Consider the following 11,085-nt stretch of genomic DNA (forward strand, 5'->3'; position numbering starts at 1 on the left):
ACCTTATCTTTGCTCAGCCAGTCTTGCTAATTCGATTACATTTGTAACAGAGTAAGTCTGGACGAAAATATCGTACCAGTGAAAAGACAACTCCCTCGGTGCCTGTAGGCAATTGTCAACTGGCGAGTCTTTTCGTGGGCATCTACTATTGCTGAATGTCTCCACCATATCTTCACCTGCGTAGCGGCATCGGCGTCGGGAAACTGTCTCAACATTTCTGGATGAAAAAATGTCTGCCTTGTCAAGGACGTATCTTTAAAGTGTTTGTTAAAAGCGCTTTCGTCTCAATGAACAAGGTGTAAGTGTTGTCGCACTCTTAACGTTGACAACCGATAACGGTGCAACAAAGCCATAGCATCAGACCACTCTACCTTTGACTGGAAAATTTGGTATGACGACGGATACGTTGAATTTAGATGGTAAAACATTTGTCCCCGCTGACCAACTTCCTATCCCGGAATGGCCTTGTGTTCTGAGTGAGCGTCCTCAGCCAACGCTCACAGTTAAAGATAATGACTTGTTTCTGGTCACCGATACGCTTGGCAATATTGCTGGGTGTTTAGGAGATGACACGAACGCTAGCATGGGGCTATTCTGCTGCGATACACGGTTTCTCAGCCGCTTGGAGTTACAAATTAACGGACATTCGCCAGTGTTGCTTAGCAGCACGGCTGACAAAGGATTTGCGCTGTCTGTTCTGTGTACCAATCCCAGCATGGACGGAGGCTCACGATTAGAGGGAGGGGATAAATTAGAGCCAGATGAGGAACTAAACGATTCATCTGTTTTTGATTTTGCTCCCCTAAGAGCTGACACGGTTGGGATTCATCGAGAACTTGTCCTAAATGGGTCATTGTTTGAAGAAATCACCGTTTCTAACTACAGCACCAGTCCGATTCGCTTTCAGCTCAGTTTGAGCTTTGATGCGGATTTTGTGGACTTGTTTGTAGTTCGGGGTTATGGTCGCAAACATAAAGGACAGCTTTTACGCGGTTTACACAAGGGGCAAGAGGAGTCTGGAGAAGAGTCTTACTTAAAGGCGATCGCATCTGAGTTGTCGCTCGCTTACAAAGGCTTAGATGGCGCTGTGATGGAATCTCGCATTGAGTTTGTTCATCGCCTCCCTGACTACTTGACGGGTTACACGGCGGTTTGGCAACTGGAGTTAGATACTCACGAGAAGCAAACACTAGGCTATCGGCTTCAGATGCTGACGAATAATCGCCCGACTTCTAGTGTCAGTGCGCCAGTAACCCTAATACAGGCAAAAGCCGCTGAGTTGTTAGAACACCAAGAATGGCGTCAACAGGTAACACAGATTCGCTCAGATAAAAATACATTTAATCGAGTAATCGAGCGTGCTGAGCAGGATGTTTATCTACTACGGCAGTCCTTTGGCAAAGGAAAGGTACTCTCAGCAGGAGTCCCTTGGTTTTCCACCTTGTTCGGGCGGGACTCAATTATTGCCGCGTCGCAGATTATGATGCTCGATCCAACAATTGCCCGTGAAACTCTAACAATCTTGGCTGATTACCAAGGCAAGAATGAGGACGAGTGGCGCGATGAGCAACCCGGCAAGATTTTGCACGAGTTACGGATGGGTGAAATGGCACGTTGCCAAGAAATTCCTCATACTCCTTACTACGGCACCGTTGATGCTACACCCCTGTGGTTGATGCTCTACGCTGAATACTACGCTTGGACGCACGACACTGACACTTTGGAGCGTCTGTGGAATAGTGCCCAACGCGCAATGGAGTGGATCGACCGTAGCTGTAGCAAGACAGGCTACCTCAGTTACGAGCGTCACTCAAAGCGAGGCTTAGCAAATCAGGGATGGAAGGACTCCGGAGATTGTATTGTCAATCGCAAGGGGCAGTTGGCATCGGGTGCGATCGCATTATGCGAAGTGCAAGCTTATGTCTATGCTGCCAAAATCCGTCTAAGTGAAATTGCCCGACTGAAGAAGCGGCTTGATTTGGCAGATCGATGGCAAGATGAGGCAAAAGACCTCAAGCGCCGATTCAACCAAGATTTCTGGATGGAAGAAGAGGATTTCTGTGCCTTGGCGCTGGATGGGGATGGGAATCCGGTAGACAGTATTACCTCTAACCCTGGTCACTGTCTTAATCTTGGTATCCTCTCACCCGAAAAAGCTTACAGCGTGGCGGAACGCTTACGTGCGCCGGATATGTTTAATGGCTGGGGGGTTCGTACCCTCAGTAGCTTGTCACCTGCGTACAATCCGATGGGGTATCATGTGGGTTCTGTTTGGCCTCATGATAATTCGCTAATTGCGTTGGGATTGCGATCGCTTGGGCTGATCGATCAGGCTCTGGAACTCTCGCAGGGGTTGTTTGATATGACCTTACAACAGCCCTACCTGCGTCCTCCAGAACTCTTCTGTGGCTATGAGCGTACTCCAGATAATGCTCCTGTGAAGTATCCTGTCGCCTGTTCTCCCCAAGCTTGGGCAACTGGTAGCATCTTCCAGTTGTTGCAAATGATGGTGAATTTGGTACCGGATGCTCGGAATAACTGTTTGCGGATTATTGACCCAGCTTTGCCAGCGTCGATTAATAGTTTGTCGCTGCACAATTTGAGAGTCGGTCCAACTCTACTGGATTTGGAATTCGAGCGTTCGGGTAATACGACGGCTTGCCGTGTTGCTAAGAAGCGGGGAAATCTTCGGGTTGTGATTGAAGCTTAAGTTGTTACCTAGAATTTACTCGTATGTTCTAAGTACCACTCGTCATTGATGGGGTTCGGAATGCGTCCCCTAGGTAAGCGATTACCTGTAGTTGTTGCCACTGTGAATTCCGAACCCCTTTTAGAGTGACCTGTACTCAGTTGGGGAACAAGAGATGAATATTGCACATCATGTTTAGCTAGACGAAAATTTTTGCTGGTGTTCGCTGATGTACTCACTTGGAAAGTGACGATAGTACGATGAGCGAATAGCCCACGACAAAGTAAAGTTTGCTCCTGAACTGAAATGCCAAAAAGACTATCCTTGAGCTTATCTGTGTTAACGAGTGTCATTTTGGCTGGGGTTCCTGCCCAAGCTGCGACACCAACAGCACCAACTGTTTCGCAGCAACAGCCGACCACCTCCCAAATTATTTCCCCAATTGCGGCTGAACAACAAGCCACGCCACAGGCAGCCTTGACTCTCGAAGATTTACCGCCTGGATTTACCGAACTGCCTCCAGAGGTGGCGACTATGATTGCCTCTCGGTTGGATGTTCTCAGGCAACAACTAGGACAAAATAGCCTACAACCCGAAAACTTCTTTGCTTTTGTCAATCAGCAAAACTTCCAAATCGTTTTGGGATTTACGGGTAAACTCCCGAATCAGTCGGAACAGGCGGGTTTCGATGCTAATCTGCAACAGCAACAGAATCCAGAAGTCCAGCAAATGATGCTAAGCCAGTTGCAGGAAAAGTTAAAAGACTTTGGGGGGCTGAAGGTAACTGAATATAAAGCGCTTCCAGAACTCAATAACCTAGCCAATGCTTCAACTGGATTAACAATGGCGATGGAGATGCAAGGTCAACCGCTACGTGTAGATTTTGCTGCGTTTCGCCGCAATAATGTGGGGGCGTTTACAGCAGTGATGTACCCTACCACTGGTGGACAACCAACGGCAGCAATTGGTGATGTGGCGCAAAAGCTCGATGCGCGAATTCTACAGTTGTCGGCTGATGCGAATCGTTCTCCCGTAGCAAAAGTTGGCAGTGCGGTTCAGCTTCGATGATTTAAGTGGAATGGTGCTGACTTACTCCATTCCCGGTCTAAGATTACCTACTACCAGATGGCTCAAACCTTAATTTTGCGTGGAAATACAATAGGTATTCTTCTGGCGGGAAAGGAGTAAGCGAAAAATAGTCGTTGTAATTAAATCCGGATTGGGGGACGTTGCCCCCAATCCCCCCACTTGGGGCAGAGCGCTGCCCCCAGTCCCCCTGCACAAGGTGTTATCGGTACTAATGAGGGTGCAGTTTATCAAGGCGTGAGAGCTTACTACTTTTCAACAGTTTGATATTGCCGCACATAGGGAGCATAGGATTCAGACGAGTAACCCTTAATCCCATTAGCAACAACACCCAAAACAGGGGCACCGGAAATTTTTAAGCCTTCTAATGCTTTGTTTAGCAGTGAACGGTCAGTTTTCTCCAGCCCGACAACGAGAACGATGCCATCGGTATTTGCCGCTAGGATATTGCCATCTGCAAGTCCCAGCAGCGGTGGCGTGTCGTAAATCACCAAGTCGAAAAAGGCTTGGAATTGCTCCATCAGATACTGCATTTTGTCTGAGGAGAGGAGTTTAATTGAGTCGGATGTGGCTTGACCTGCGGTCATGACGAAGAGGTTATCTTCAACAGATGAGTGTTGAATTGCATCATTCAAACTTAGATCTGTTGTAATCACATCAGTAAGTCCTCGATCGTTCGGTAAGCCGAGGCGGAGATGGAGTTGAGGACGACGCAAATCAGCATCAATGAGTAATACTCGCTGACCAATGGAAGCGGCTGTTTGTGCTAGGTGTACAGCAACAGTTGTCTTACCATCACTGCTGAGTGCTGAACCTATCACCAAAGAATGAATTGGTTTGCGGGCACTGAGAAGGCGAATGTTGGTGTAGAGAGAGCGGAACGCTTCTAAAAAGACAGTGGCTTGCTCGTCTGGGGCTTGCTTAGATACAGGTATCAAGGCAGGCATACCAACTTGCCCTAACAAGGCTGGGGGAAGTTTTTTGGCTTTTTTGTCAAGTTTTTTGAGTTCTCTGGCAAAGGGAATAACTCCCAATAACCGGAGTTTGGTAGCAGCTTTGATTTCATCGGGGGTGTGGAATACAGTGTGTAGGATTTCAACGATGAAACCAATGCCAATCCCCATCAGGATACTCAAAACACCTGCGATCGCAAGTTGCCGTTTTGTTTGTTTTGCAGAAGATGGGATGGGTTCCCCTGCCTTGTCACGCGGTAATTCTGGGGGGGCAATAACTTCCCAAGGAATCTCCCGCTGGGACGCATCTAGCCTCAAGGTTTCTTTTTTCTCTAAAAATTGCTTGAGGCTATCTGTCGCTACTTGCAATTCCCGGTCTAAATCAGAGTACCTACGCAAAACTGTTGGGAAGACTCTAACTTTTTCGGTAACCTCAGCTTCAGCTTGGGCAAGATAGCGATCGCGTGCTTCTAATTCTTGAATTTGACCAGCAATATTGTCCAAACTCTTTTGTGCTTCTTGAGTTAGTAGAGTCCGTAAATTTCGCTGTTTTTCCCGTAAATCTTGAATTGGTGGGCTACTTTCAAGAAACTGCGAAGATTGAAGGGCAATCTCCGTATCTACCTTCTGAAGCTCTGTGATCAGATTGCTGTAGGTGTCTGGCTTATTAGGATCGCTCGACAGAACAGAGACGATATTATCTTCACTAAGCTGTCTTTGTCGAGTCTCGTATGCCGCTCTTGTCTGAACCAGTTCTGCTTGCAGATCAACGCGCTGTGATCTCAGAGATCGAGCTTGCTCAGTTAAAGCTTCTCCTGTTGTACCTGGCTCATTTAAGGTGTACTGCTGACGTAGTTTTTGCAGTTCTCCTTGGAGTGTATCAACTTTCTTCTCTAGAGCTGGAAGTTGCTCGTCGATAAACTGAATTCCCTGACGTAGACTCGCTAGACGCTCATCCCTGCTATAGCTTAAGTACGTTTGTGCCAGTTTATCTAAGACAAACTCAATTTTCTCTGGGTTTCTATCTTCGTAGGTAACACCTAAGATTTTGGTGCCTTGCTGTTTGCCATCTTTTTCGTAACTGATGCGGGCAATCTCTAACTTACCCGTTACTGAATCATAAGTAATATCTGGATACCGAGCTTGTAACTCTTTAATCACCGGAGTCATCAGCTTGGGACTTGTGAGTACCCGAATTTGAGTTTCATAATCTACTAAGTCAGAGTTTTCAATTCCTAACTTAGAGATTTCTGAAGCACCCATATTGTTACCGGTTTGAGCAAGTAACGAGAGCTTCGCTAGCCTACCCTCTGCCGTGACGGGTTCTACCAAAACCCGAAATGAACCTTTGTAGGAGGGAGGAGTCTTTTTGGCATTCCAAATAATATAGCCGCCAGCTAACGTCCCCAAAGCCAGCGATGCTGCTATCATCACAGGTGCGCGACGACGTACTACCGCAAAAAGCCAAGCCAGATCCAGTGTATGTCCACTACTCTCTTCCGGCTCAGGCGCATGGCTTTGTGCTATGGGATCAGATAGCTTGCCACCCTGCCTCTGTGAAAACATTTGATAGTCGCGTTCGGTATCCATACTTTTTCACATTACTCCCGACAAAGTCGTGCGTTAATCATCGTCATCATCGTCATCCCTGTCTATAATTCCTAGCAGTTCGAGAAGTCCTGCGATTCGATCCGGAATCGAAAGTGCCGCAAGAACTGAGCCAGCGGGATTCAATAATAGTCCTAATGTATCTGTAAACCTAGTACTACTAGAGCGACCTACAACAATTATGTCGTTTTCACGTAGTATCGGATTAGTTTGCTCATTAACGTTTTGGGCAAAGTTAATGGGTACATCTTCTCTGATCACTGTACCATCAGGATTAAGACGAATCAGCTCTACAGTACTACGACGTGCTCGACTACCTCTAAATCCACCAGCGGTTAGCAAGGCTTGATTCAACGTCGTGTTTGGTGGAACCTGAATTGTACCTGGCTCTGCCACTTCCCCAACTACACTCACGTTAATTGTAGCGGGAGAAAAGCGAGCCGTTGCGACTTCAACGGCTTCGGCGGGGGTCACCTCTGTGGCTTTCGGAACAACAACGGTATCTCCTTCTTGCAAGATGGCATCTTGAGAGATATCTCCTGTTTGCAAGAGTTCCCAGAGGTTAACACTGATAATTTGCTCACCGCCCGTTTTGGTCAAGCGGCGAATTTCAACACGGCGAATATCGGCTTCAGGGAGGATTCCCTCAGCCTGTTGAATGGCAGTCGTTACGGTAGGTAAGCCGCCAGTAATGCCTGTCGAGTTATTGTCTTGAGTAGCGGTTCCCACCAAAATGTAAGAACCGGGACGCTTTACTTCACCGACAACGGCAACGGTGCGTGGCTTGTCCAGATCAGCTGCGAAGCTAACGGTGGCTAATTGGCGAGTGTCTTGGAGATTAACTGTGTTTAAGGTCGGAATAAAGATTGTATCGCCATCTCGTAAGGTCAAGTCTTGAGTGCGATCGCCCGTTTGCAAGAGTTGCTGGAAATTAACGGTAAAGACTTGATCGGCACGGTTTCCTGACTGTCGGCGCTGGACTTGAACCTGACTAATATCAGCCGCTAGGGTGATTCCCCCAGCTTGCTGAATTGCCTCAGTTAAGGTTGGGTACTGAACACCCGGATTATCCCCAGCACCTCCGGTTAAGTTAATCGTGAAGGAACCTGGACGATTGACTTCTCCAGCAACAAAAACGTTGAGGGGACGAGGAGAAAGCAATCTTACAGTAATAATGGGACGCTTAAGGAAAGCCGCGTATGCCGAGGAGATGACATTCGTTGCCTGTTCTAGTGTTAAGTTCTGAACAGAGATGCCGCCAATTAGGGGTAGATACAGTACACCATCAATTGGTACTTGATACTCGCCACTGTACTGAGTTACCTGGAAGACATCAATAAAAAGGCGATCGCCTCCCCCAATAACATAAGCTGTCTGAGGCTGTCCAACGCTGTTATTTAAGCGAGTTGGAATTTGCCCCTGCTGTAGTGTTGGTAACTGCGCGATCGCAGGTAATGGGCAAGACGCAGCCATGAAGACAAGTAGGGTCAGACCCGCAACAGGCTGTGTCATTGCTTCAAAGAAACCTGTATGCATACCCCTGACACCATTAGCGTGATTTTTTGACCTCTCTATTGTACCGATTGAGGTTCGACACTTAAGCGAAGAAATAGAAAAGTAATTCTACATAATTTTGACAACAATGTCCGAAAAATGGAATGTTACTTTAGGAAGATGTTTGCTAATCACGATTGGTGAGTATATGTAGTCTAAAGTTACACTTCTGACAACCTTAAGCGTATCTAAGGACTAATTAACAATCCTCTTGTCCAACAATTCTTACTAAGTGAATAATTTAGCTGATAGTCTTTGCAATTTACCACTAGCACTATAGAACGTTAGTAGGAATACAATTAATTGCACCACTATACTGGGAAAAACAACAGACTTGATATCACTTCTAGTTAGTCGTGTATCCAGAACAACACACTGAATTATTGGGAGAGAACAATGAGTAAGGCTCCGTTTCATGATGAATTTACCCTGTCAGAAACAGCTGTGGGGCTTGGGAAAAAAGCAATGGATTTAGGGTTGATTCCCAGTTTTGTTGTACGTTACTTCCCCGATAGCCAACAGTTCTACATTCCTAATGAAAATGAAAGTTCGCCTCTTACGCCAGAGGAGGCATATCTACGATTAAAGAAGTTAGTTGAACAATCTGGTCAATAACCTCTTTCTTTACAACAGCGTCAGAGTTGAGGTAACGTAACTTACGCTGAATAGTTATACAAAATTAATCACAAGTCCAAATACTCTGGCTTTGGCAAAAGGCTTTTTGGCTGTAGGCGATCGCTTTCCTTCGGATAACCCATAGCTCTTTACCCATTAGCCAGAGCCAGCGAAGCTCTCTTCGAGGAAAGAGCGTCAGAATCTCAAGCCCTTGAACTGGCGTTACGGTGCGTAAGCCCTACAGAACTATACCCTTAGACAGATGGGCTTAAACTTGAGGAAGATAAATATAGGATAGGCTTATGCCTTGAATTAGGCGAACTTGTCGGTGCAGTTTAAGAACCTCTCAATCAACTAAATGAGTTAGTTGGTTGAGTCAAGCTGTTTTTGTGTAAAGTAATTTGCCTCCAGCAACGCTAGACTTTCAACCTGCTTTCATCAGCGTTGCAATTGTTTAGATAGGGATATGTTTGGAGAAAGTGGAGGGAGATACCACTTTTTCGGTAGCAGTAATCTTGTACTACGTGACTTGCAGTTGTGAATAAAACCATTAGTTCTGTACGTTCTCAACGTTCCAATCTCATTCTCTGTTGCTATTTCAATGCGACAAGCAATGTTCAAGTAGCAACTAGTAAAAAGCTACCTGATTGGTCGTTTGAGCAGGTTGTTTTTCCAGGACAACGGCTTTTGCTTGAGGCTCCATCAGATGCTTATCTGGAGATTCATTCAAGCCATGTAGTAGATGTAGATAGTGTTCAGCAACTTTTGTCAATCAGATGCGATCGCTTGCGAGTTGATGATGGTCGTGAACAGGTGACCCTGATGCTAAAAAATGGCATCTGATTATGGATTGCCTAAATACTCATCAGTCTGAGTCCCTGGTTCGTTTAGTTGCAGAAATAGAAGGTTTGGATATTGACTTGGGTATTAAGGGACAAAGTGGCATCCTCAAATCAATGAAATCTCGCACAACTTTCTTGAGTGACCCAAGACACCGCATTGTGTTTCATTACACACCTAAACATTCTTCCTGGCTCAATCTTGCTTGAGATTTGGTTCAGTATCTTGGTTCGCAAGTTACTCAGAAGAGCCAGTTTCGGTGACGATGAGGCTGTAGAGTAGCTTCCTTTTAAAAAACGACCCACACTGCGGGGCGAAATTTTTTCCACAATGCCACGTTTTATCGCTTCAGCCGCTAACTCGGCTGGAGTCCAATGACTCACAGGATACCCCGAGGCTTGCGGTTTTTCACAAGCTAAAGCGACTATTTGCACCACTTGCTCTGTGCTGAAGTAATTGGTAGTTCCTGGACGGGCGCGATCGCTTAAGACTCGCTTGATTAACGCCATTAACACTCGGTCACTACTCCCTTCGCGCTTCTACTGTTGCCAGTTGAGAGGCCGCCGCTAGCCATCGCGATCGCCACTGGCGCACTTGAACTCGGTCTAATTGCAACTGTTGAGCCAGCTTGCTATTACTTGCTCCGGCGGTTGCCGACAAGATCAACTGCGCTCGTCTGACAAGGCGATGGGGGTTCGTGGTACGACGCACAATCTGTTTGAGTAGGGTTTGCTGTCTATCAGACAGGCTAATTATTTCTGCTTGTGGACTAGGCATGGACTAAAGTTGCCAGCTTCCTTGTCTTTTAATGATTTGGCTATTGCAAGTTTACCCCAGTTTTTACCCCTTTTCTGGCTGGTGGGTTACTTCTGCCGAGCTGGTCTAGGGACTAATAGGGTTTTAGAAGTTGTAGTTCAAGAGGCTAATGAACTTCAACTTTAAATTCATAGTACCTTCCTTGACTATTACTATACAAAATTGGCGAACTGAGGTTCGCTTTTTTTTATGCAAGCCAAAGTAACGAACTTAATCAACAGATTTCATTTCCTAACTATTTTGTTTATCCACTTTTAGATAGAGGAATTGACTCTCTAGGATGAATCTGATGAATCTAATGTTATTTAGGTTCATAAAGTAAGTATCGGAGGACGAATTTATGGTTAGCACAGGAAGTACACAAGCAGTCAGTAACCTTGAGTATGACTTGCTTACAGTCTTGCAAAATAAGTCGGAAGCGCTCAAAGCTTATGACAAATACATAGAAGATGCCCAAGGCAGCGACTCTCAACCCTGTGTAGAACTTTTTCGGAAGTTGCAGCAGCAAGATATGCAGCACGCGCAGGAACTTCGCCAACACCTTCAAGAAGTGATGCAAAAAGGGAAGATGTAGAAGCTTAATCGTGTAATCCGAGAGATACCAGTTTGATAACTCGTTTTGTAAGGCTGAAATTATTTCATTGGTGTCAACTTAAGACAAGAGCGACTGGAAGTCGCGGCTAAACAAACGAAGTCCGCCTGCGCGGACTAATGAAAAATCAACACTTATTTAACCTGCGTAAGCAGGTGCGTGTTTGTGTAGCTGCGGTTTCTAACCGCCAAGCCTCTTAAGTTGACACTGAGGAATTATGGTTCTTCAGTACTTAGTATGCTAAATATATAGCGAAACAAGAAAAGAAGAGATAAATTTAGTGTATCTAAGAGTGAGCAAACCCTGACTGACATTGACAGATGAGGCGCATT

At 45.9% G+C, this 11,085-nt stretch carries 11 protein-coding genes; 6 read left to right on the forward strand and 5 right to left on the reverse strand.

What is annotated here, in order from left to right:
* Nucleotides 1–391: 391 nt before the first annotated feature.
* Nucleotides 392–2,710, forward strand: coding sequence for an amylo-alpha-1,6-glucosidase (locus tag H6F98_RS30270; protein ID WP_192222450.1), 2,319 nt, complete (start codon nucleotides 392–394; stop codon nucleotides 2,708–2,710).
* A gap of 8 nt (nucleotides 2,711–2,718) precedes the next feature.
* Here the strand turns inward: H6F98_RS30270 and H6F98_RS30275 are convergent, their stop codons facing one another.
* Nucleotides 2,719–3,042, reverse strand: a complete 324-nt coding sequence (locus tag H6F98_RS30275; RefSeq protein ID WP_192222451.1) for a hypothetical protein — start codon at nucleotides 3,040–3,042, stop codon at nucleotides 2,719–2,721.
* Here H6F98_RS30275 and H6F98_RS30280 point away from each other — a divergent pair.
* Nucleotides 3,026–3,757, forward strand: coding sequence for a hypothetical protein (locus H6F98_RS30280; RefSeq protein WP_192222452.1), 732 nt, complete (start codon nucleotides 3,026–3,028; stop codon nucleotides 3,755–3,757). The genes H6F98_RS30275 and H6F98_RS30280 overlap by 17 nt on opposite strands.
* Nucleotides 3,758–4,023: 266 nt before the next feature.
* Here H6F98_RS30280 and H6F98_RS30285 read toward each other — a convergent pair whose 3' ends face one another.
* A complete protein-coding gene (locus tag H6F98_RS30285; protein ID WP_192222453.1) occupies nucleotides 4,024–6,318 on the reverse strand; it encodes a polysaccharide biosynthesis tyrosine autokinase in 2,295 nt (764 codons plus the stop codon).
* 33 nt (nucleotides 6,319–6,351) lie between these two features.
* Nucleotides 6,352–7,848 carry an SLBB domain-containing protein gene (locus H6F98_RS30290; RefSeq protein ID WP_242058774.1) on the reverse strand — a complete coding sequence of 499 codons (1,497 nt, stop codon included), beginning with the start codon at nucleotides 7,846–7,848 and terminating at the stop codon, nucleotides 6,352–6,354.
* A gap of 438 nt (nucleotides 7,849–8,286) precedes the next feature.
* Between H6F98_RS30290 and H6F98_RS30295 the strand changes: the two genes are divergently transcribed.
* The 3 genes from H6F98_RS30295 to H6F98_RS34730 all read left to right on the forward strand — a co-directional run bounded on the left by H6F98_RS30295 (nucleotide 8,287) and on the right by H6F98_RS34730 (nucleotide 9,554).
* The gene (locus H6F98_RS30295) at nucleotides 8,287–8,505 is read left to right on the forward strand and encodes a hypothetical protein (RefSeq protein WP_192222455.1); all 219 of its coding nucleotides are present in this window, start codon (nucleotides 8,287–8,289) and stop codon (nucleotides 8,503–8,505) included.
* Nucleotides 8,506–9,042: 537 nt separating this feature from the next.
* Nucleotides 9,043–9,348, forward strand: a complete 306-nt coding sequence (locus H6F98_RS30300) for a DUF1830 domain-containing protein (protein ID WP_192222456.1) — start codon at nucleotides 9,043–9,045, stop codon at nucleotides 9,346–9,348.
* 2 nt (nucleotides 9,349–9,350) lie between these two features.
* Nucleotides 9,351–9,554, forward strand: coding sequence for a transposase (locus tag H6F98_RS34730; RefSeq protein WP_199349117.1), 204 nt, complete (start codon nucleotides 9,351–9,353; stop codon nucleotides 9,552–9,554).
* Here the strand turns inward: H6F98_RS34730 and H6F98_RS32985 are convergent.
* Both H6F98_RS32985 and H6F98_RS32990 read right to left on the reverse strand, forming a co-directional pair.
* Complete coding sequence (locus tag H6F98_RS32985) at nucleotides 9,459–9,854, reverse strand: helix-turn-helix domain-containing protein (protein ID WP_199349118.1); 396 nt, start codon at nucleotides 9,852–9,854, stop codon at nucleotides 9,459–9,461. The genes H6F98_RS34730 and H6F98_RS32985 overlap by 96 nt on opposite strands.
* Nucleotides 9,855–9,867: 13 nt before the next feature.
* The gene (locus tag H6F98_RS32990) at nucleotides 9,868–10,122 is read right to left on the reverse strand and encodes a helix-turn-helix domain-containing protein (protein ID WP_199349119.1); all 255 of its coding nucleotides are present in this window, start codon (nucleotides 10,120–10,122) and stop codon (nucleotides 9,868–9,870) included.
* 379 nt (nucleotides 10,123–10,501) lie between these two features.
* Between H6F98_RS32990 and H6F98_RS30315 the strand changes: the two genes are divergently transcribed.
* Nucleotides 10,502–10,735: a hypothetical protein gene (locus H6F98_RS30315; RefSeq protein WP_192222457.1), complete on the forward strand. Its 234-nt coding sequence runs from the start codon at nucleotides 10,502–10,504 to the stop codon at nucleotides 10,733–10,735.
* Nucleotides 10,736–11,085 lie beyond the last annotated feature (350 nt).

It is taken from the genome of Microcoleus sp. FACHB-SPT15, assembly GCF_014849525.1.
In the GTDB taxonomy this organism is placed as follows: domain Bacteria; phylum Cyanobacteriota; class Cyanobacteriia; order Cyanobacteriales; family Coleofasciculaceae; genus Symplocastrum; species Symplocastrum torsivum.

What these genes read in the sequence shown, in the direction of transcription:
- H6F98_RS30270 (WP_192222450.1), top strand. Translation starts at nt 392, where the DNA reads ATGACGACGGATACGTTGAATTTAGATGGTAAAACATTTGTCCCCGCT.
- H6F98_RS30275 (WP_192222451.1), bottom strand. Translation starts at nt 3,042, where the DNA reads ATGACACTCGTTAACACAGATAAGCTCAAGGATAGTCTTTTTGGCATT.
- H6F98_RS30285 (WP_192222453.1), bottom strand. Translation starts at nt 6,318, where the DNA reads ATGGATACCGAACGCGACTATCAAATGTTTTCACAGAGGCAGGGTGGC.
- H6F98_RS30290 (WP_242058774.1), bottom strand. Translation starts at nt 7,848, where the DNA reads ATGACACAGCCTGTTGCGGGTCTGACCCTACTTGTCTTCATGGCTGCG.
- H6F98_RS30295 (WP_192222455.1), top strand. Translation starts at nt 8,287, where the DNA reads ATGAGTAAGGCTCCGTTTCATGATGAATTTACCCTGTCAGAAACAGCT.
- H6F98_RS34730 (WP_199349117.1), top strand. Translation starts at nt 9,351, where the DNA reads ATGGATTGCCTAAATACTCATCAGTCTGAGTCCCTGGTTCGTTTAGTT.
- H6F98_RS32985 (WP_199349118.1), bottom strand. Translation starts at nt 9,854, where the DNA reads ATGGCGTTAATCAAGCGAGTCTTAAGCGATCGCGCCCGTCCAGGAACT.
- H6F98_RS32990 (WP_199349119.1), bottom strand. Translation starts at nt 10,122, where the DNA reads ATGCCTAGTCCACAAGCAGAAATAATTAGCCTGTCTGATAGACAGCAA.
- H6F98_RS30315 (WP_192222457.1), top strand. Translation starts at nt 10,502, where the DNA reads ATGGTTAGCACAGGAAGTACACAAGCAGTCAGTAACCTTGAGTATGAC.